25 protein-coding genes and 1 tRNA gene are annotated in these 21,415 nt (G+C 37.7%); 19 read left to right on the forward strand and 7 right to left on the reverse strand.

Annotation, left to right across the window (positions count from 1 at the left end):
- Positions 1-2 precede the first annotated feature (2 nt).
- The 11 genes from atpC to QZ289_RS01460 all read left to right on the forward strand — a co-directional run bounded on the left by atpC (position 3) and on the right by QZ289_RS01460 (position 6,565).
- A complete protein-coding gene (gene atpC, locus QZ289_RS01410; RefSeq protein ID WP_295698385.1) occupies positions 3-407 on the forward strand; it encodes an ATP synthase F1 subunit epsilon in 405 nt (134 codons plus the stop codon).
- A 4-nt stretch (positions 408-411) separates the two neighbouring features.
- Complete coding sequence (locus QZ289_RS01415) at positions 412-975, forward strand: MotA/TolQ/ExbB proton channel family protein (RefSeq protein WP_295698388.1); 564 nt, start codon at positions 412-414, stop codon at positions 973-975.
- 3 nt (positions 976-978) lie between these two features.
- Positions 979-1,380 (forward strand): biopolymer transporter ExbD, encoded by a 402-nt coding sequence (locus QZ289_RS01420; RefSeq protein WP_295698604.1) that lies wholly within the window; start codon positions 979-981, stop codon positions 1,378-1,380.
- A gap of 2 nt (positions 1,381-1,382) precedes the next feature.
- Positions 1,383-2,075, forward strand: a complete 693-nt coding sequence (locus tag QZ289_RS01425; RefSeq protein ID WP_295698390.1) for an energy transducer TonB — start codon at positions 1,383-1,385, stop codon at positions 2,073-2,075.
- 20 nt (positions 2,076-2,095) lie between these two features.
- On the forward strand, positions 2,096-3,352 hold the full coding sequence (gene tolB / locus QZ289_RS01430; protein ID WP_295698393.1) for a Tol-Pal system protein TolB: 1,257 nt from the start codon (positions 2,096-2,098) through the stop codon (positions 3,350-3,352).
- A 61-nt stretch (positions 3,353-3,413) separates the two neighbouring features.
- Positions 3,414-3,884, forward strand: a complete 471-nt coding sequence (locus QZ289_RS01435) for an OmpA family protein (RefSeq protein WP_295698396.1) — start codon at positions 3,414-3,416, stop codon at positions 3,882-3,884.
- An 18-nt stretch (positions 3,885-3,902) separates the two neighbouring features.
- On the forward strand, positions 3,903-4,772 hold the full coding sequence (locus QZ289_RS01440; protein WP_295698398.1) for a hypothetical protein: 870 nt from the start codon (positions 3,903-3,905) through the stop codon (positions 4,770-4,772).
- The gene (locus QZ289_RS01445; protein WP_295698400.1) at positions 4,769-5,338 is read left to right on the forward strand and encodes a peptidylprolyl isomerase; all 570 of its coding nucleotides are present in this window, start codon (positions 4,769-4,771) and stop codon (positions 5,336-5,338) included. Before QZ289_RS01440 ends, QZ289_RS01445 begins: the two co-directional genes overlap by 4 nt.
- Before the next feature lie 38 nt (positions 5,339-5,376).
- Positions 5,377-5,475: transfer RNA gene (locus QZ289_RS01450), tRNA-Sec, on the forward strand.
- Between the two features lie 28 nt (positions 5,476-5,503).
- Positions 5,504-5,770 carry a flagellar biosynthesis protein FliQ gene (fliQ, locus tag QZ289_RS01455; protein ID WP_295698401.1) on the forward strand — a complete coding sequence of 89 codons (267 nt, stop codon included), beginning with the start codon at positions 5,504-5,506 and terminating at the stop codon, positions 5,768-5,770.
- Positions 5,771-5,773: 3 nt separating this feature from the next.
- Positions 5,774-6,565, forward strand: coding sequence for a UDP-N-acetylmuramate dehydrogenase (locus tag QZ289_RS01460; protein ID WP_295698403.1), 792 nt, complete (start codon positions 5,774-5,776; stop codon positions 6,563-6,565).
- Between the two features lie 172 nt (positions 6,566-6,737).
- Here QZ289_RS01460 and QZ289_RS01465 read toward each other — a convergent pair whose 3' ends face one another.
- From QZ289_RS01465 to mltG, 7 genes are all read right to left on the reverse strand, one after another.
- A complete protein-coding gene (locus QZ289_RS01465) occupies positions 6,738-7,901 on the reverse strand; it encodes a metallophosphoesterase (protein WP_295698405.1) in 1,164 nt (387 codons plus the stop codon).
- Between the two features lie 181 nt (positions 7,902-8,082).
- Positions 8,083-8,637: a 2-oxoacid:acceptor oxidoreductase family protein gene (locus tag QZ289_RS01470; RefSeq protein WP_295698408.1), complete on the reverse strand. Its 555-nt coding sequence runs from the start codon at positions 8,635-8,637 to the stop codon at positions 8,083-8,085.
- Positions 8,634-9,473: a 2-oxoglutarate ferredoxin oxidoreductase subunit beta gene (locus QZ289_RS01475; RefSeq protein WP_295698411.1), complete on the reverse strand. Its 840-nt coding sequence runs from the start codon at positions 9,471-9,473 to the stop codon at positions 8,634-8,636. Before QZ289_RS01475 ends, QZ289_RS01470 begins: the two co-directional genes overlap by 4 nt.
- Before the next feature lies 1 nt (position 9,474).
- Complete coding sequence (locus tag QZ289_RS01480; protein ID WP_295698413.1) at positions 9,475-10,599, reverse strand: 2-oxoglutarate synthase subunit alpha; 1,125 nt, start codon at positions 10,597-10,599, stop codon at positions 9,475-9,477.
- 14 nt (positions 10,600-10,613) lie between these two features.
- Complete coding sequence (locus tag QZ289_RS01485) at positions 10,614-10,925, reverse strand: 4Fe-4S binding protein (RefSeq protein WP_295698414.1); 312 nt, start codon at positions 10,923-10,925, stop codon at positions 10,614-10,616.
- A 38-nt stretch (positions 10,926-10,963) separates the two neighbouring features.
- Positions 10,964-11,920 (reverse strand): malate dehydrogenase, encoded by a 957-nt coding sequence (locus tag QZ289_RS01490; RefSeq protein WP_295698418.1) that lies wholly within the window; start codon positions 11,918-11,920, stop codon positions 10,964-10,966.
- A 120-nt stretch (positions 11,921-12,040) separates the two neighbouring features.
- A complete protein-coding gene (gene mltG / locus QZ289_RS01495; protein WP_295698421.1) occupies positions 12,041-12,970 on the reverse strand; it encodes an endolytic transglycosylase MltG in 930 nt (309 codons plus the stop codon).
- Here mltG and QZ289_RS01500 point away from each other — a divergent pair.
- The 8 genes from QZ289_RS01500 to QZ289_RS01535 all read left to right on the forward strand — a co-directional run bounded on the left by QZ289_RS01500 (position 12,918) and on the right by QZ289_RS01535 (position 20,189).
- The gene (locus tag QZ289_RS01500; RefSeq protein WP_295698422.1) at positions 12,918-15,959 is read left to right on the forward strand and encodes a DUF3971 domain-containing protein; all 3,042 of its coding nucleotides are present in this window, start codon (positions 12,918-12,920) and stop codon (positions 15,957-15,959) included. The genes mltG and QZ289_RS01500 overlap by 53 nt on opposite strands.
- Before the next feature lie 430 nt (positions 15,960-16,389).
- Entirely contained in the window at positions 16,390-16,620 is a 231-nt protein-coding gene (locus tag QZ289_RS01505; protein WP_295698425.1) for a FeoA family protein, read from the forward strand.
- 16 nt (positions 16,621-16,636) lie between these two features.
- The gene (nth, locus tag QZ289_RS01510) at positions 16,637-17,308 is read left to right on the forward strand and encodes an endonuclease III (RefSeq protein ID WP_295698427.1); all 672 of its coding nucleotides are present in this window, start codon (positions 16,637-16,639) and stop codon (positions 17,306-17,308) included.
- Between the two features lie 57 nt (positions 17,309-17,365).
- Positions 17,366-17,770 (forward strand): chemotaxis protein CheX, encoded by a 405-nt coding sequence (locus tag QZ289_RS01515; protein WP_295698430.1) that lies wholly within the window; start codon positions 17,366-17,368, stop codon positions 17,768-17,770.
- Positions 17,771-17,790: 20 nt separating this feature from the next.
- On the forward strand, positions 17,791-18,147 hold the full coding sequence (fliN, locus tag QZ289_RS01520; protein ID WP_295698433.1) for a flagellar motor switch protein FliN: 357 nt from the start codon (positions 17,791-17,793) through the stop codon (positions 18,145-18,147).
- Between the two features lie 27 nt (positions 18,148-18,174).
- Positions 18,175-19,092: a flagellar biosynthetic protein FliO gene (locus tag QZ289_RS01525; protein WP_295698435.1), complete on the forward strand. Its 918-nt coding sequence runs from the start codon at positions 18,175-18,177 to the stop codon at positions 19,090-19,092.
- The gene (locus QZ289_RS01530; protein WP_295698437.1) at positions 19,092-19,853 is read left to right on the forward strand and encodes an energy transducer TonB; all 762 of its coding nucleotides are present in this window, start codon (positions 19,092-19,094) and stop codon (positions 19,851-19,853) included. The genes QZ289_RS01525 and QZ289_RS01530 overlap by 1 nt, the downstream gene beginning before the upstream one ends.
- A 165-nt stretch (positions 19,854-20,018) precedes the next feature.
- The gene (locus QZ289_RS01535) at positions 20,019-20,189 is read left to right on the forward strand and encodes a hypothetical protein (RefSeq protein ID WP_295698439.1); all 171 of its coding nucleotides are present in this window, start codon (positions 20,019-20,021) and stop codon (positions 20,187-20,189) included.
- The last annotated feature ends 1,226 nt before the right edge of the window (positions 20,190-21,415 follow it).

Genomic DNA, 21,415 nt, shown 5'->3' on the forward strand with positions numbered 1-21,415 from the left:
AAATGGAACATCTCACATTAAACATTGTAACTCCCTATGGGAGTATCTATAATGATGAAGTCAAGTATGTCATCATACCCGGTAGCGAGGGAGAATTTGGCGTTTATCCCGGACACTGCAATCTTCTCTCTTTGCTCAAGGTTGGAGTTATAGAATTCGAAAGTATGGATGGCGATAAGGGGCTTATAGCAATTGATTGGGGACACGCACAAATCTCTACCAAGGAAGCAGGCACTGATGTAAAAATCATTGCTGATGGTGCAGTAGCCATTGCTGGTAATACAGAAACTGAAATTGCTTCAGCTATTGATGAAACAAAAATGCTTCTAGAAAAAGCCTCAAATGACCGCACACTAGTTAGTATCGTCGTTTCACGTATTGAAAATATAGCTAAAAATAGAATCTAACAATATGGATACGATCAAAACTTTCTTTGAAGAAAGCACAATAACAACAATTATTGTGCTTGCGTGGCTTTCGCTTTACTTTCTTGCTACACTTTGGATTTACATCTACAAAACTTTTAGTCTTAATGATTGGCTTTCAGCAGAAAAATATCATCTTGATATGCTTTTAGCTAAAAGTATTCTTGTGCCAAAAAATACATTTATCAACGCTTTACTTGAAGCAAATGATGGGCGTATTACGCGAGAAATTTTGCAAATATGGAAACTTAAGGCAACGCAAAAAGCAACTTCTTCTCTTGTATTCTTAAATGTTATTGCCTCTACTGCCCCATTTATAGGTTTATTTGGCACGGTCGTGGAGATTCTAGAAACATTTAGTGTGCTTGGCGGAGGGAATGTTTCCTTTGATGTGATAGCTCCTGTGATTTCTAAAGCCTTAGTAGCTACTGCTGCAGGGATTCTTGTAGCCATTCCAGCTTATTCATTTGCCCTACTTCTTAAACGCAAGTCTTATCACATTATCACCTGCATTCAAATGCAAATTGACCTTATGCTCTCTCACAAGTAGGCTATTATGCACGATGATTTTGATTGGGAAGAAAAGCCAGAGCTTAATATTACACCCCTTGTGGATATTATGCTTGTGCTTTTAGCTATTCTTATGGTGAGCACACCCACTATTACCTATCAAGAAGACATCACGCTTCCCAAAGGCTCAAAAACAAAAAAGATAGCTAAAGATTCTATGCTTGAAATTCGCATAAGCGCAAATAGAAAAATCCACATACGCGACAAAGTATATGAGTTTAAAAATTTTGCAGATAGTTTTATACTTTTTAGTAAAAGTTTTGATAAGGATACAAATGTTTTTATCCGTGCCGATAAGAATCTCAAATATGAAGATATAATCTATATTCTCAAAACTGCCAAAGAAGCTGGGTTTCTTAAAGTATCTCTTATTACTAGTAGCTAACAATGAATAATACTCTCTTATTTATCACTAGCGGTATTATTTCTTTTTGTATATATTTTCTTATCCTTGTTTCGCTTATTTTTACTTTCTTTTATTCTAATCCCACACATTATTCTTCTCTTAGAGAATCTGCCATTTCACTTAATGCTATTAGTATCGAAGCTATCATTGATGATAAACCCACACCAAGTGAAAGTAAAACACCAACCCTTAACAATCCTCTAGCTGGTTCAGGCATTAAGGATATGTTTGATAAAATCGATAGTAATGTGCCCTCGCAAAATGCGCCCATAGGGGATAATAGAGAAAAAATAGAACAAAATGCTAAAGTTGAAAAAATCAAAGAATTACAATCAAGCGCAGAAACACTACAAAATAAGCTTAACGCCCTAAGTAATCTGACCATAAGCACCAATAGCGCGCAAAACGATGGGGAATATGATGAATGGTATGCACAAATTGAAAAAATAATGCTGCAACAATGGCAAAAAACATTTTATGTCGAAGAAAAATTGCAAGCCTTAGTGCATATTAGCATTGCAGACAATGGCAATTTTAGTTATAAAATTGTAAAATACTCTGGCAATGCAGTTTTTGACGATTCACTTAAAAGTATGCTTGAGGAATGCACACATTTACACTTTCCTCCCCACCCAAAGGGCAAAAAGGAAATTGCCACAACTTTTAAAAATTAGATTTGCATAAAAGGAGTCCTATGAGAATTATCGTTTTGTTTTTATTGTTAAGCTTCAAGTGCCTTGCTATTGATGCAACCTTAGAGATTGTGAAAAACACAAACAAAATTCCCTACATTATCGTTGAAAGACTAGATACTGATAATGCCGATTTTGGCGCAAAGATTCTTAAAATGCTTGTTGCAGATTTAAAAGTAAGCGGACATTTTCAAGTTCAAGATGGGGGTGTAAAAAAGCCTGCAGATATTAATTACAAAGAATATGCCGAACAAAAAGTTGATTTGCTTGCACAATTTAAGGTAAGCAAATCTTCCAATAACCTAACAGCTACTCTTTTTCTTTATGATATCAACACTTCAAAACTCGCATATACCAAAGATTATAGAGAAAATGAACTCAAACGTTTTCCTTTCATTGCTCATTCTATGGCGATTGACGCAAACAGTTATATTCAAGCACCAAGCATCCAGTGGATGCAACGTCTTGTAGTGCTTTCTCAATACAACACTCCAGGTAGCAGTGAAATTCTCATCGCTGATTATACACTCACCTATCAAAAAATAATTGTCAAAGATGGCTTAAATATTTTCCCCAAATGGACAGATTCTAAGCAAGAGAGCATCTATTATACCAAATATCTTGAAGTGCCCACTATTGTAAAGCATGATCTCGCTACCGGACATATTGAGCAACTTGTAGGGAGCGAGGGCGTAGCTATGGTATCTGATGTGAGCAAAAATGGAGAGAATCTTATCCTTAGTCTCTCGCCCAATGGGCTTTCGGATTTGTATCTCTATAATACCAAAACCAAAAATTTACGCCGTCTAACAAACTATTCGGGTATTGACGTTGATGGTAAATTTATCAATAATGAAAAGGAAATCATTTTTGTCTCCGATAGACTTGGTTATCCTAACATCTTTGTAATGCGTCTTGATGGAGGAGGAATAGAGCAGGTTGTTCTGCACGGACGTAATAATAGCGCTGTTAGTTCCAATGGTCATTATGCCGTCTATACAAGCCGAGAAACAAATAATGAGTTTGGTAGCAATACTTTTAATCTCTATCTTATTTCACTTGCTCCGGGTTCAAACTATATCCGCCGCCTCACAGCAAGTGGAAAAAATCAAATGCCCAAATATTCGAGTGATGGGGGGAGCATTATGTATTTAAAGCACTACAAAGCTCAAAGTGCACTAGGGATTATTCGCGTGGATTACAACACAAACTACTTTTTTCCTCTTAGCAAAATGAAAATCCAAGCTTTCGATTGGTAAAAGCTATATATTTACTTTTGTAGCTTAAAATAATTTTCATATCATTTTTTAAGGAGTTAAGATGAAAAAATATCTTGCAATAGGCGTTTTGGCTGCTCTTATTTCGGTTGGTTGTTCAGAGCCAGAAGCAGCTGATACAGGAAGCGGAACATCTGCTAGTAGTGGCTCAGATAACTTTGTAGATTTAGCCGCTGGAACTGCTGAAGGTTATGCAAAAGTATTGTTTGATTTTGATAAATATGATATTCGTGCAGATATGGAAGAACGCGTTACAAATAGCGCTACTGCACTTAAAAACACAGGCGCAAAAGTAGTACTTGAAGGGCACACTGACTCTTATGGTTCAGATGCATATAACTACGCACTTGGCACAAAAAGAGCAAATGCTGTCAAAAACGCACTTACTGCGCGTGGCGTAAATGCTTCTCAAATTAAAACCGTAAGTTATGGTGAAAGTAAGCCTACTTGCACAGTTGATACTCCGCAATGTAATCAAGAAAATAGACGCGTTGAATTTAAACTTTCTAAATAATGCTAGGGGAGGCACGGATTGATAAAGCGTTATATCATTCTGCCTTTTATTGCCTTATCCCTTAGTGCAAATGAACCCTCTGCTTTTGAAAAGCAGAGCGGTGCTACAAAAAACGATATCAAAACCTTACAGAATCTTCTCTCCCGGCTTCAGCAAAAAGTTGATAGTGTTAGTCAAACTCAAGAGGGTATTTCTAGTCTTTATGAATCCCAAAGTGCAAAGCTACAGCAACAAGTCATTCAAATAACCCAAACCACAAAAGATATTGAATCCTTAAAAGCACAAATTGAACTTTTAGGACAGCTCAAATCACAAATTGACACCAATACGCGCGAGATTCAAACACTCAAAACTCATCTCAAAGAGGTCAATGAGAGTCTCACAGCACTTAATCAAACTATTCTTAAAGAACTAAAGCAACTAAGCAATACGTCTACACAAAATCAGCCTCCTGCAGCGAAAAACACTCCTACTAAACCTGCCACTACAACACCTAGCTTCACTAAAGATAAAACAAAAAAAGCAGAAATTTTTACTCAAGCACAGACTCTATTTAAAAAAGCTGAACATGAGGCTGCTAGGATACGTTTTGAATGGCTTATCCAAATTAATCACAAAAAAGCAGAAAGCTACTTTTATTTAGGTGAAATTTCTTTTGCAAATAAAGCCTATAATACCGCCATCAAACACTACAAGGAAAGTGTGTTGCTTGATGACAAATCTTCTTATATGCCTACACTTTTACTTCATACGGCTCAATCTTTCAACGCTATCAAAGATACAAAAAACTATAATAAGTTTTTAGATTCTTTGATAAACCATTACTCCACAAGTAAAGAGGCACAAGAAGCTGAAAAACTTAAAAATCAAAACAAGGAAAAGAAATGATTACACAAAATAAAATGGTAAGTATCGAATATGAAGTGTTAAATCACGCCGATAATACTCTGCTTGATTCCAATAAAGGTGGTTCACCCCTTGAATTTCTTATTGGTTCAGGGCAAGTAATTAGCGGACTTGAAAATGCTCTTATGGGTGCAAAAATAGGTGATAATATCAAGGCTACTATTGAGCCTAAAGATGCTTATGGTGAATACCAAAGCGATTTTGTGCAAGAAGTGCCAAAAGAGCAATTTGAAGGCATTGAGCTAAAAGCAGGTATGACGCTTTTTGGACAAGGCGAAGATGGGCAAACCGTGCAAGTAAGCGTAAAAGACTTTAATGATAAAGTAGTAATTATTGATTACAATCATCCTCTTGCAGGGAAAACATTGCAATTTGATGTGAAGATTCTTGATGTGCGTGAAGCCACAGAAATGGAGATATTGCAAGGCGGAGCTGGCGGAGGCTGTGGCTGCGGTAGCGGAGGTGGCCACGGGGGAGGAGGCTGCTGTGGTGGAGGTGGACATGCACACGGCGAACATAATGGCGGAGGCTGTGGCTGCGGTCATTAATGCCATTTAGAATCTAGCAATAGCTAGATTCTAATATAGGGAGGGCAAATATTTCTGGTGAATATCTTGGGCTTCAAACCCATTGAAAGGCTAGGTGTCTAGTCTTTGGGGAGTTCGATTCTCTCGCCTTCCTGCCAAATGCTAATTTATTTATGAGGATTCGATATGGAAGCACAACTTATGGCACTTGCAGTTCAAACTTATAAACTCACTCTTATTCTTTCGCTTCCAATGCTTTTAGCAGGGCTCATCGTGGGGCTACTTGTGAGTATTTTTCAAGCTACCACACAAATTAATGAAATGACACTCACCTTTGTGCCAAAAATCCTTGCTGTTGTCGCTGTAATTATATTTGCAATGCCGTGGATGGTAAATATGATTACAGATTATACTCGTATGCTTTTTACAATGATTTCTAGCATTAATTTTTAGTTTATGCACACTAGAGTTATCAATTTTGCTACCTACTCAAGCCTAAGGATTGGCTCACCCCTTGAAGTCCATCTCATACAAACTCCCCAAGATGCACTTTATGCATTTTCTCATAATATGCTACTTATTGGTAAAGCAAACAATCTCCTCATCTCCCCTCACGCAGCAAATCTTGCTATGCTTGATGAAAATTTCTCCTATCTCACAGAGGAAGAGACATATATCGAAGTAGGCGGTGCATATAGCTCAAATGGTATTTTCCGCTATTTTAAATCTCATAATCTCATGGGAGTAGAGTTTCTCCAAGCCTTACCGGGTAGTTTAGGAGGGCTTATCAAAATGAATGCAGGAATGAAAGCCTATGAAATCGCCCAAAATCTTATGGAGATTAATGTCAATGGCACGTGGCATAAAACCTCGCATTTTCCTATGATGTATCGTAATAGCGGCATAGAGGGCGTTATCCTCGCTGCAAGATTCCATAAGATTGAAGGGTTTAATCACACACTTCTAGCGCAATGCAATGCCCTGCGCAAACACCACCCTAAAGAGCCAAGCTGTGGCAGCTGCTTTAAGAATCCTAAAGGTGATTATGCTGGCAGACTTTTAGAATCTGTAGGCTTAAAGGGGTATGCTATTGGCGATGCTGCCTTTAGCGATAAGCACGCAAATTTCCTTATCAACAAAGGCAAGGCGACTTTTGATGACGCCCTAGCCCTTATCGCCCTTGCTAAGAGGCGCGTATTTGAATCAAGCGGCATTATACTTGAATGTGAAGTGCAGATTTTGCAATGAGGTGAGGGATTTATTATTTCTACGCTGTTTCGATGTAAATCGCTGCGTAGTCTTGTTCGCGTGGAATGAATCCACGCTTCACGCCATTCAATCCCATACACCCGTAAGCGTTTATCCACACCCGCAAAAGGGATTTAATCTCACAGTAGCAAAGGCATAGTAGAATAGAATTTTAATGAGGGGGTTGCAATTCAAGTAATGTAATCTCACGCTCACTGCCTATACGCATAGGGGGTCCCCAGAATCCTGTGCCTTGCGAGACATACACTTTTGTTTGGTGGAGATTCTCTAACGTGTGTAAGCCAGAGATAAAAGGCTGCTGCAAAAGCATAGCAAGAGAGAAGGGGAAGATTTGCCCTCCGTGCGTATGTCCGCTCACTACTAAATCCACATTATCATAAGGGGCTTTAAGATAGCTAATCACCTTTGGTTGATGTGAAAGCAGTATGGTGGGAAGGCTAGGGTCAATATCTGCAAATGTGGCTTCAATATTGGGTTTTAAATATTCCACATTACCACGCCACCCCATGAAGTCAGCTATCCCTGCAATATTGAACGTATTATCAAATGTGTAGCTTTGATTGATAAGTATATGGAATCCTAAGGATTTAAGCTTAGCAAGGATATTTTCTACATCGTGAAAATATTCGTGATTCCCCAATACATAGAAAATCCCGTCATTTGCCTTGAGATTGGCTAACTCATCTACGGCTTTTTCCACATTTTTAAGCGGTGCATCTACAATATCGCCTGTGAGGAAAATCATATCCGCTTCAAGTGCGTTTGTCATCTCTACAATTTGCTTAACTTTACTCTCCTCCATTAACCCACCGATATGCACATCGCTTAGCACAGCTATTTTAAAGCTCGTGCTAAGCCCTTCAATTTGTATGACTTTATGGACAATATCAGGCTTTCTTGTACCATTATAAGTGCCAAAAACAAGCATAATGAGGCTTAAAATAAAAATACCAACCTTTGCCCTATGCCTCCAGCGAGAACGTGCGGATTTTGTGCGTAGGGTCATAATGATAAGAGAGCAGCATTGATATAAAAAGGCAGCCATCGCAAATAAAAAGGTAATGCCTAAACAAAGTGAAAGCAGGAAGTAAATGGCCTGTGGCACATTGGCGCTATCGCGTAAAAAGAGATAGGCAATGCAGTAAAGGGTATTCAAACAAGTAAAGACTTTCCATACCAAACGTGCAAAGGGCTTAATAGAAAGCGATTTAAGTAATGCTTTATAAATGTAGATATGAAGCACGATGAATACAAGTGAGCCTACAAAGGGGAAAATGGCATTTTGCATTTGCGCAAATTGAGGTATATCCTGCATATATGTTCCTCACACAGAAAGTTTAAGCACAGCCACACAAAGCAATGCTATGATAATATAAATAATCCCTTTAAGTTTTGGTTAATCTTTAAATCCACTTACAAGCATAGCAAATCCCCGTAGATTCCTTTAATAAAGGATACCCTATAAAGGGCAATGAGTATATGGGGCAATAATAACCTTAAGCGTTTAGAGCTTCTTTGGCGTATTTTTCACCTAGTTCAAAAGCCTTTTTGTTTGCCTCCTGCACTTTAGCAGGGACTTTTTCTATCATCGTCTCAAAGACTAAATCCCTATCTACGCATTGAGTGAAAGCCGTAGTAATAGCAAGGGCTACGACAGATTGGGTTACGACATTACCTACTTCTTCTTTGGCAATGGTGATAATGGGGATTTCATAAATCTTAAACTTCTTTTTGTCCTCTTCACTAGGGCGCACGAGATTTGGTTCTACAACAATCACACCACCCTCTTTCACGCCACTCTTAAAGGAATCATAGCTCACTTGAGCGGTGGAAAGCATAAATTCAATTTCCCCTTCATTGGCATAAGGATAGAGAATCTCCTCATCACTTAGCAAAATATCCACCTTTGTGGGTCCTCCACGCACTTGGCTTGTGTAAGTAGCTGCTTTAACACCATAGCCCTTGTCTTTAATCTGGGCTTCAGCGAGAATCTCACCCGCTAGGAGAACACCTTGCCCTCCTACTCCTGTAAATCGTAATTGATGCATCATTTTGTGCTTCCTCCTTTGGCTTTAGCTTGAGCTTTTGCAATCACGCCATCATAGGCTTGTGTGTATTCTATTCTGTCTGTTTCGTGTTTTAGCACACCTGTGGGAAATTTACCCACGCGCTCTTCGGGCGGGAGTGTGTCAAATTTATTTTTAGAAACAATGCGAGATTCTATCCATTTGAGCATTGAAGTCGCTTCTCCCATTTTGTTTTTTCGCCCTAGGTTAATGTGGCAGTTGCTATGAATATCAAAGAAGCTAAAGCCCTTATGTGTGAATCCCTCCATAAGCACCTTTTCAAGCTTCTTAGGATTAAGCACACTCTCTCTTGCGACAAAACTCGCTCCTGCTGCGCTTGCCACCTCGCAAGGGTCAAAGTTAGGGTCAATATTGCCATATTGAGCCGTAACTGTCCAAAAATCCTTTGGTGTAGTAGGGGAAGTTTGAGAATTAGTAAGCCCATAAATAAAGTTGTTAATCATCACAAGATTCAAATCCATATTGCGTCTGCAAGCGTGAATGGTGTGATTACCCCCAATTGCCATAGAATCCCCATCACCAGAGATGACAATCACCTTTTTATCAGGATTAGCAAGTTTAATGCCTGTGGCATACGCCATTGTCCTCCCGTGTGTAGTATGCACGGTATTACAATTCACATACGAACTAAACCGCCCAGAGCAGCCAATACCGCTTACGATACATACATCATTCATATTCCACCCAAGCGCGTCAATGGCACGTATAACACTTTTAAGAATCACGCCATCTCCACAGCCCCAACACCAAAGTGTAGGCATTTTATCCATTCGCAAATATTCTTCGTAATTAAAAGCCATCTTACATCTCCTTGATTTTTGTGATAATCTCTGTGGGTGAGATACTGCGCCCATTTGCCTTGCCCAAGAAAGTAACATCTCTTTGCATAATACGCTCAATCTCTTGCTTATACTGCCCTTTGTTTAGCTCAATAACAAGAATCTTTTTGAACTTCTCACCCAGTGCTTTAAGCTGCTTAGCAGGGCTAGGCCAAAGCGTAATGGGGCGGAATAGCCCTACTTTAATGCCATTTTTACGCAAGTTGGCAATAGCCTCTTTGACAGAGAGAGAAACAGAACCATAAGCGATAATCACAATCTCTGCATCATCAAGCTGAAATTCCTCATATTCAACAATATCATCTATATGAGATTCTATTTTGTTAAAGAGTCGATCGATGAGGTTTTGAGAGAGTTTTTCATCTTCAGTGGGGAATCCACTTCCGCCGTGATGAAGCCCTGTAATATGGTATTTGTAGCCTTTAAAAAATGGATTAAGAATAGCAGCTTCATCTTGGGGTACTGCATAGGGCTGATAATCCTTAGGGTCGCCTGTGAATACTCTGCGATTATAGATAGTTGGCTCAATGTCCTTAAAATCCGGAATAAGCGTTTTACCATGCATATGCCCGATAGTCTCATCAAGGAGCAAAAATATAGGGGTCATATATTTTTCGGCTAAATTAAAAGCGCGGATAGTTTGCGTATAGGCTTCTTGGAGATTCCCAACAGCAATAGCAACAGAGCAGAAATCTCCGTGGCTTGGCGATTTAGCCTGATTTATATCACCTTGTGATACACGTGTGGGTAATCCCGTAGAGGGTCCTCCACGCATTACATCAACAACAACAAGCGGAATCTCCGCCATAAAGCCATAACCAATTTGCTCAGATTTGAGTGAAATGCCCGGTCCAGATGTGGCTGTCATAGCCTTTACACCAGTCATTGAGGCGCCTAAAGCCACAGCAATACCGCTGATTTCATCTTCCATTTGAATGAATTTCCCCCCGATTTTTGGCAACTCCACGCTCATTTCGTGAGCGATTTCACTTGATGGCGTAATAGGATACCCGCCAAAAAACCGACAACCAGATTCTATCGCAGCGAGTGCGACAAGCTCATTTCCTCCTGTAATTAACTCACGCATATTCTCTCCTTATATTATATTGCCATAAATTTATTTTCTTTGATTTTTGCCGCTCTCTCTTGCGCTTCTTTGCTGACTTTAGCAAATGTAAATTCTGTCTTGTCAGCGACAAAAATAGCAAAATCTGGGCAATGTAGCTCACATTCCCTACAGCCAATACAACTTTCTGGATATGCTACGGAGATTATCTTGCCTAAAATTTTGTGTTCGTCCTTTCTCATACCTAACACTCCGCTTGGGCAAAGCGATACACATACATCACACGCCTTACAACGTGTCTCATCAATCCATACCGGCACATTTTGCGGTGCTTTTTTAATTCCCATTTTCCCTTCCTTTCTTTTGTTTAAGATTAACGCGTATCTTAGATTCCCTCTTTTAACAATCCGTTATTTTTAAGAATCTCAACTTGTTTTTTAACACCCTGTGCGGAAATACTTAACATTTCCTGCTCTTGCTTATTAAGTGATAATTCTACAATATGCTTTACTCCTTTTTTGCCAAGTTTGATCGGAAGCCCGATATAAATATCTTTTATACCATATTCTCCCTCTGTATATACGCTACATACGAGTGTATCATCATTAGATGTAGCAAGATGCTCAAGTATTTTCACCACCCCACTAGCAGGAGCAAAATAGGCACTTCCTTTTTGGTAGCAACTGACAATTTTCGCACCACCCTGTTTTGTTTCCTTTAATACAGATTCGCGCATAGCCGGAGTGAGTATTTCATCAAGACTTTTGCCATCACACATAGAGTGTCGCAACAGCGGCAACATCTCATCATTATGTGCGCCTATCACAAAAGATTCAATATGTTTATTGAAGTCATCAAGAATCGCTTTGCTCTCATAAGCAAGTCTAGCCCCATCAAGTAGTCCTGCCATACCAAAAACACGGCTTTTATCAAATCCGCTCCATTGCTTTGCCACAAGACACATTACATCAAGTGGATTGGATACAACAATAAGCATTGCAGATGGTGCTACTCTAGCGATATTTTGGGCAATCTCTTGCATAATGTGAGCATTTTTAAGCAACAAATCATCACGACTCATATCTGGTGTGCGTGGGAATCCCGCACTGATAATAACAACTTCACAATCTGCAAGCTCTTCATAAGATTCGCAACCCTTAACACACACAGGAATATCAAACATCGCTGCAGCTTGAGATATATCAAGTCCAACGCCCTTACAATGAAGAGAATCAATACTAAAAAGAAGGAATGTTTTTGCAACTTGTCGCATTGCACCTAAAAACGCGATATGAGAGCCGACATTGCCAGAACCACCTACAATACCAACCTTATTGAACATCTATTCCTTCTTTCCCTAAAAGACAAAAATTTGTTTTGTTTTATTATAGAAACATAAAAGTTAAACAAAAATTTTAACTTGCTAACTATGAAACAATTTAACTTAAAAGCAAATTAAAAATTAAAAATGGCTTCGATGTTCTTCATAAGTTTTACTAAATTTATGTGTGCCTGTGTTTCTATCTCGCACAAAATAGAGATAATCTACTTGCGCGGGGTTAAAAACTGCCTCAATAGCCTGTAAGCTGACACTTCCTGCAGGATAGGGTGGCACACCTTTGTATTTATAAGTATTATAAGGGCTTGTATCATTGCGGATTCGCTCGGGTGTTACTTTACTATGTGAATACTGCCCGTAATTAAGAGAGCCATCCATCTGTAAGGGCATATTTTTTTTCAAACGATTAAAGACTACGGCAGCTACAAGGGGCATTTCTTCATTATTTGCTGCTTCTTTTTGTACCACAGAAGCGATTGCCACTTTTTGAAACCATTCTTTTTGATTATATGCTCCAAGGAGTTTAATGGCATTCTGCTCGTGTTTTTTTATAGAAGTTTCATAAAGAGTGAGCATCATCTCATCTTCATTCATACCGATAGGCAGCTGATAGGTATCGGGGAAAATCACGCCATCAGGATATGGAAAATACTTGTCGTAGGCTGTTTGTAGCTCACCAATGGAGAGATTAAAAGTCTGTGCTAAAACGCGGATAAAAAAATACATCGTCTCACCCGGAATCAAAGTAACTTCCTTTGTCGCAGCCTTTGAGCTAACAAGAGCCTTAAAAAAAGCACCCTTAGGCAATATCTCATTTTTCATATCAACGAATCCACTTTGAGGCTGTCCTAAAAAATGGATAAAAAGCGTATCGAGCTTATTGAAATGCCCTCCATTGTCATTTAAGTATGCTATAATCTTATTCAGTGAGCCTTTAGGCAGATTTAGTATTCGTTCAGTTTGCACGGGTTGAAGCAAATAAAATAAAACGGTTATAGCAATGATAAAAATAAAATCTAAAAATATTGCAAGTATTTTTGTTTTTTTGGGCATTGTACTTACACTCTCTGTAATGGGATATAAGATTCTCTCCAATGGTGTCTATAGTCCTTCACTCACGCTTGGAAAGATTCAGATTGATGGATTGTATCTTAGATTAAATAACAAGCTGATTTTGAGTATTAATGAAATCAATCTCTCAGCATTGCAAGCCTCTCAGGCATTAGAAGAGGAAGATGAAGAAGATGATATAAATGCTGATGAGGTGCTTACTTGGATTAAGCGATTTTTATTTGTGCTTTCATACTTTGAACAAATTGATATAGAAAATATTGTTTTAAATGATAATCATAAACGCAGTGTGCATTATGACGGGGTGGAATATAGCATTAACACGCCAAAGGTTCTAGCAAAATTTGCAGTTGAAAACGATAGTAAAGCAACACAATTGCATATTACACAGCTTGAAATTATTCGATTTGGCATACAAATACAAGGCAACCTTTCTTATCAAGGTGTAAAAAAAACTCTTGAGATGGATATAGCTATTTCGCCTAAAGAACACACTAATGATGTAGAGCAGCCTACTCTCTATATACGTGCCATTACAGATTTTTATAAGATTGATTTGGAGGCTTCATCATCACATCTTTATAATCTTGAAAGCATTAAGCCCTTTATCACAAAGCTCAAAAATAAGACACTCAATGATTGGCTTTTTAAAAATGTGCATTATGATGTGTTAAAACTTCACGCTTTGCGGTTTCAAAGCACATTTGATAAATATTTTTTTACCAAACTTCAAAAAACACTCGAGCTTGATTTAGCTATAGAATCTCCTAAAATATATCTTGCTCCTCATCTTCAGCCTATTACAGCTACACGTATAATCGTATATATGCGTGATGAGAACTTGCATTTTTTACCCAAAGAACCATTTTTTGCAAATACTAACCTAGAGGATTCTAGCGTTACAATCAGCAATATCTTTACACAACCGCTTGGGGTTAAAATCTCTATTGCTTCACAAAATGCAGCCCTTAGCGATGAGCTAGCCAAACTTTTAGAAGTATATGATGTGAAGCTTCCTATAAGAAGTGTAGATTCTACCCTAAATGTTAAACTTGATATCGATGTGCAAAATAACAAAAAAGGCACAAATGTATGGCTCAATGGCAATATTGGTGCTCCACATACAACTTTAGTTCTAGGGAATCAAAGGCTTATACTCCATAATTTACAGCTTGTCTTGGCACATAAAGCCACTCAAGGATATATACAGATTCTCAATACCAAAGTTGATTATGCTAAAAGCATACAGGGGACATTGAATGTGTTATGGAATCTGCAAGATTCTACATTAAATGGAAATTTTTTAATCGATAAGTTTGCGCTTAATTCTACTGCATTTACCCACAATATAGAGACGCTTAAAATTCCCGAAGGAAGCGATGAACTGACACAGCGGATTATTCAAGCTATTTATGAAGATTCTAAAAAAGGTATGAGTGAGGATATTTTACACATTGATGCCAATGAACTTAAAAAAATTACATTTACAGGCAATCTTGGTGGGGAACATAAAAATATCACTCTGCCTGATTTTGGACTCAATATAAATATAGGCGATAGCAGTATATTTGAATTAAGCGATATAGCTAAGATATATCGTTATTCGCCTATGTTACGCTTTTTTGAAATCCCTAAGGGCTATATAAAAATACAAACCAAAGATTTTGAAACATTTGCCATAAATGGAGAGGTAGAGGATCTAAAATATCCCCTTTATGATAAAACAGGAAAAAAACTAAGCCATTATGTACTTGAAGGCGTGATTAACCCAAAGGGCATATTTATTGGCTCACAGGATAAAAAATTTCGTTTTATTAAAGAGGGCAATATTGTCAAACTCATATTAGATGGCTATAACTTACGTATCGATGAGGTGTTTTCAAGCTCTGTCCCTCTCCTTGCTCAAATCAATCAAGAAAATGAAGTAAAAGAATCGCTCACGCCAGAGCAAAGACAGGAGCAAGAAGCATTTTTAAGGGCTAAGCAATCTTATGAGCAGAAAAATAATATCTCCCCTCATATTACCTATGTCGAAGCAGCTAATATGGACTTTTATTTACAAGATTATATGATTCCATCAGACTTCGCATCTATAGCTATACGCGATGGTGTGATACGTGCGGATATTACCTATGGTAATGGTGTGGCAAATGTCGATATGGCATATTCTCAGGCTAATTTACGACTAAGTAACTTTAGCGATAAATTTCTTAATCAAGTATGGCAGAGAGATATTTTTAGCGGAGGGCTTTTTAACTTTAAGGGTGTTTATAATGATGGAGCATTAAAAGGGCAAATTAGTGTGCAGAATACAACATATAACGATTTATCTATTGTGCAAAATATCTTAGCGCTCATTGATACTATTCCAGCATTGCTTACTTTTAGAAAGCCCGGACTTGGTGCTAATGGCTATGAAATCAAAAAAGGCACAATAGATTTTATGATTAATAATGAATTTTTGGTGCTTGAGAATATCGATTTAGTAGGTAGCTCTATTGACGTAGAGGGCGGTGGATTGGTAAAGCTTAATACAAAAGAATTAGATGTAGTACTTAAGGCTTCTACACTCAAAAGACTAGCAGATATTATTGATAAGATTCCACTTTTTGATTATGTGATTTTGGGAGATGATGGGAAATTTGCCACAGGGATTGTAATGAAGGGCACATTAGATAACCCTAAGAGCGAAGTGAGTGTGGCAGAGGATATTTTATTTAGCCCATTTGAAATGGTAGGGAGAATCTTAAAGCCTGTGGATAATTTTTTAGGTAATCTTTCAAATGCGCTCGAATCAGGCGTAGAATCCCTACCCGTACCGGAAAAAGAACGAAGTATAAATATACCCGATACACCTATGGAACCTGAACAAGATTCTCAAAAAATAGATACACAACAGCCAGCTTTAGAGGAAAAAGAGTTAGATTCCTTATTGAATGAACCCAATCTACCACAAGAAGAGGAAGAATAGGACAAGCTGTTTTTGGATAGAATCCATTATGCCTTTGCTATTGTGCGAATCGCACCGCATTCGCACGGGGTGCTAATCCACACTTGTAAAAAGGGGTCGTAAGATTACCCGCAATTACCCCTAATAAATGGCAAAGCCGCAAGGACAAAGTAAAACTTCCTGTAAAACTAAGGCTTTGCCTTAGTTTTACTTTGTAGGATTTCATCATGCGCACAAAGTATTCGTTGGATACCCTCCCGCTCGACACTTGCAAACTCATTTTCTAAGGCATAGAATCTCTAATCTATCCTATTTTCTTTTTTCTATAAAATAATGTGGGGGTGGGGACGAGAGAGATATCCAACAAGCCAACCTCGCATACCAGTAAAATTATGTAGTAGCGATAACCACAATAGTGTAAAATACGATAAAAATATGTAAAGGATATACTATGACACTCTATGATTGTGCATTGGGAAGTAAATGCAGGATTCTTGATTGCAAAACACAAGATGAAGCCTTAAGAGATAGATTTATCTCTTTTGGGATTACAAAAGATAAAGTATGTCAGGTGCTAAGCCATTCTATTGGGCGTTTAGCAGTGGCAGTGCTGATTGAAGGCACACGGGTGGCTTTGCGAGACAATGAGGCAAAAATGATTATTGTTGAGCCACTTAAGTAATGCTAGGGGTTATGTAATGGCAGATTCTAAAACAAAAGCAACATTTAAAAAATGCAAGAAAAAAGATGTGCAGACTATCAAAGCACTCTTTTTAGAGCATTATGCTAATGCAAAAACAGAGCTTGTGTATCATAATTTATATGAATTACTTGTTTGCGTAATGCTTTCAGCTCAATGCACCGATAAACGTGTGAATCTCGTTACCCCTGCACTTTTTGCAGCATTTCCTAATGTAGAGAGCTTAGCAAAGGCGGATATAGAAGAGATAAAAGCACTGATTAAATCTGTTTCGTTTTTTAACAATAAAGCAAAACATCTTAAGGCAATGGCAAATCAGGTGATGAATGAATTTAATGGGGCGATTCCTACGACACAAACAGAGCTAAAGAGTCTTGCAGGTGTGGGGCAAAAGACAGCCAATGTCGTGCTAATAGAATTTTTAGAACAAAATTATATGGCGGTAGATACGCACGTATTCCGTGTGTCTCATCGCTTGGGCTTAAGCGGGGCAAAAAGTGCAAAGCAAACAGAAGAAGAACTCACACTTTTGTTTCAAACACACCTTGCTACGCTTCATCAAGCATTTGTGCTGTTTGGGCGATATACGTGCAAAGCATTAAAACCGATGTGTGAAGAATGTTTTGTGAGTGCATTTTGTCAAAACAAATCAAACTTCAAGCCCGCTTGAGACAAAATATTATATAATACATAACATTTCATTTTACGACATTAAAGGTGGTAAGCAATGGATATTATTCATAATAGTTTTTTTGATGTTGTGCAAAATAGCATTAGTAAGACACCTCGCGATTCTATTATGCCGCTTAAAAAGGGATATTTAAGCAAAATTAGTATGCTTGGGACACATAATGATGTATTTTTGATTTTCAACAAAGCCTTTTTACGACTTTTTTGTGCTGCGTTTTTGAGTGATGAGAATCCTGATGAGCAAACACTTGAAGATATGGCAAAGGAACTAGCCAATCTTGTTGTAGGGAGAGCAAAAGTGATGACACAAGAGGTGGGAAAGAATTTTAATATCTCTACGCCTGATTATTTAGGACATCGTCTAATTAAAAATTATGATAAGGGGCTACATTTTCGATTAGGAGCAGGACGATGCAGTATTTATATGCGGCGAACATATTAAACAGAAGATAAGGAGTTGCAATGGCGGGAGAAAGCATTTTAGATAAACAACGTATCCATACAGCTAAGGAAATAGAGCTCGCTACATATCTTGAAGATATGATGAAAAATTATAGTGGGCTTTTAGATATGGGGGTGTTATTCAATGCTGAACTTGGCAATGCAAAAATTTCTTTAGGAGAGATTTTACGTTTTGAGAAAGGCTCTATTATCGATCTTGGGAAACCTGCAGGTGAAAGCATAGAGATTTTTGTAAATGGTCGTATGGTGGGTAAAGGCGAAGTGATGGTATATGAGCGCAATCTTGCCATTCGTATTAATGAGATTTTAGATTCAAATGCCATTGTATATTATCTCACACGTGAGTTTCAAGTGTAGATTCAAAAAATAAGCAAGGATATTACTATGAAATGGCATATTGTATTTTTATGTTATATATGTATGATACAAATGCTCTATGCAGATATAGAAGTGCGTAATATCGAGCTAAAACAGAAGGGTGAGACATTAGAGATTTTTCTCAACCTTTCTAGTGTATATGAGAAGTCTCCATATCTTACCCAACAAGATGGCTATAAGGGCGTAATCTTCCCAAATCTAGGGGCAAAAGCATATAATGAAAGTTTTAAGAATTTTTTTATAACCCAAGTGCAGATTTTTAATATACAAGAAAGCCTCTATATACTTGGTGTAGGCGATACACGATTTATTGATGTAAATGTAAGTAAAACGCCTCATATTTTAAAAATTGTTTTTCAAAGAGTTACTCCTCCTCCAAGCGAGATTGATAAACTACTGCAAACATCTTATTCATCACAGATTCCAAATATCAATATAATCCAGCAGCCTATTACCCCTACACCTCCGATCTTAGACATAAAAACTGATAGTCTAATGAATATACTACCCTTCAAAAATGATTTAGGGCTCGATACGTGGCGGTATGTAGCTGTGCTTGGAGTAATGGCTTTTTTAGTGTTAATATTATGGATAGTCAAACGCTATGTCGTGCATAAAAAACAATTTAGTAGCTATTTTGATACCCTTGCGTATAAAAAAGATGTATTTGATCCAACAAAGATAGAGGTTATCTCCCAAAAGCATATAGATTCTAAAAATAGAATCCTCACCATACAATCAAATGGTTATCGTTATCTAATACTCATTGGAGCGACAAGCACGACACTTATTGATCGTTATCTTATTCCTCAAAACATCACTCACGAGGAAAAGTCACGTTTTGATGATCAATTTGCCAAACTCTTAGAACAAAAGCAAGAGCGGCTTTCTAAGTATCTTCACAATAAGAGCGATAAGCTATAATGGCGCAAACATACCCTATCATCTTGCGGTATAGGCATTCACATTTGTGGTTATGGCTGCTCATTTCTGCCATTATACATATACTTATACTGATTTTACTCTTTGTGCGCTTTGAATCTATGCAGTTTAAGAAAGGCGCATCGCAAAATCCACATATGAAAGTGGCGGGATTCCAAATTCTAGGAGGGAATGAATACCCCCAAGAATCTCAAGAACCCAATATGCCATCTCCCGCACCTTCTGCTTCTCCATCTGCAAAATCACAAATAAATAAGCAAATGGGGAAAAACTTTGACTTACGATCTTTAAGCCTTTATGATGGTAAGAGCAGAACACCACAAGATAACACTGTTAGCACATCAAGCCATATCAAAGCTCTAGCAAAATTCCCAAGAGTGGATCATATCACCAAAAGAGATATTGAAGATCTTTATGGAGAGGAATTTGGGGATTATGGAATAGCTGAGCAAGAGTTTTTAGTGAATAATTTACGAGATATAGGGCGCATTACGCAGCGGTATTTGCAATATCCACCAAGTGCTGCGCGGCTAGGGCAACAGGGCGTAAGTGCAGTGGAGTTTTACCTCCACCCTAATGGCGATATTAGCGGATTAAAAGTGATTGTCTCGAGTGAATATATGCTTTTAGATCGCAATAGTGAGCGCACGATTGAAATTGCCTATAAGGATTACCCACACCCAAGCACAAAAACCAAAATCCGCATTTTTGTAACCTATGGATTATATTATTATGGATACTAAATTGCTTATTTGCCAATATATAACACATATTGATACATAAATATTAAGTGGCTAAATAGCGAAAATTTCATAAAAACCCTTTTTATTTTTGACACTCTCTTTTGGTTTAATTTTAACGCAAAAGGAAAGAGCATAAAAAGGATTCTATTAAGTGGAGCAGTAGTAATGCTCTTAGCAGGTTGTAGAGAGGATAAACTCGCACGAGAAGATATTGTATGTGTATTTGATAATGCTTATAATAGGGATTTTGGTGGCACAACCCCAACACAAGAGAGCGTGTTTAGTTGCACCAATAAAGCAGGAGGAAAGGATAAGCGATGTCTTAGAAGTAGATAAAAGTGATAAAGACAGGAAAGATATAAATAAAGTCTATTTTAAAGATGGGTTAAGTACAAAATACAAAAGAGGAAGCTCTCTTTGAAAATAGTAAATTTTCTAAAGGAGTGGTAAATGGCAAAGAAGAATATGCAAATTATACTACATATGCAATCAAAAACATTGTTCCCAAAAATAATTTTATGGCAAGGGAATCTCTTGCCATAAAATTCCTATGAGTAAATAACTTCCAATTTCCCTATATTTTACGCTATAACCCCTCAACAATACTAAAAGAGCATTACTTACCATAGGCTTATTATTATCCATAAGCATAAATACCATTAAGGCAAACTTACCTGTTATAGATATAGGCTCTATCGCTCAATCTATTTTGCAATATTCGCAAATGGTGCAAGAATTTGTCAAATATGAAGCAGAATTAAGAGCTTTGGGCATAGGATCCAGGGAGAGTAGGCAGTATTTTACAAGGTTTAGATGATATAGGTAGAGACCTTACAAGCGACATTGATAGCCTTAATAAAGAGCCAAATGAATTTACAAAGATACTTGAAAACGAGTGAGATTGTCAAAGCACCTCAAAGATTCTTGCGGTTGATAGCTGCATAATAAGCTAGAGTTTTAAATATACACAAGGAGTGAGAAATGAATAAATATATAATTATGGGGGGGGGGGTATTAGCTATCTGTAGTCTTGTCTTTGTGTCATTGTTTTTTGTAGTAGTATGCCACTAATGAGTGGTGATGATGTGAATTTCTACGCACAAACTTCTTTTAGGTAAAGATGTCTGGCACGGGCTTGATACAAATAACGGACGTTTTTTCTCTTGCGGGGTTTAATTTAAATCTCATTACATATTTTTCTACAAATCCTTATGCTCTTATGATAGGCAATGCTCTTGTATCCTTTCTTATTGCTTGGTGTTTTTATCATTTAGCCTCTTGTATAGGATTATCGGGGTATTGGGTACTTACAAGCTTTATGGCTATAGTTTTAAATGTAAGCTTTGTCAAAATGATGACGCAAACGCTCTTTATGCTACTTTTTTCTGCACCTATTAAGCTTTAGAATCCTCGCAAACAAAGCAATCTGCAAGTGTTTATATCTTTATAGCATTACTGTGTGCTAATACTCGTATTTACCTGAAAGAAGTCTCCTTTATCCTTATTGGTGGATTTGGATTTTCTATTGCACACTAAGCTTCTATACTAAGAAGCTAAGCAGA

Origin of the sequence: uncultured Helicobacter sp. (genome assembly GCF_910577135.1) — a bacterium.
In the GTDB taxonomy this organism is placed as follows: Bacteria; Campylobacterota; Campylobacteria; order Campylobacterales; family Helicobacteraceae; genus Helicobacter_C; species Helicobacter_C mastomyrinus.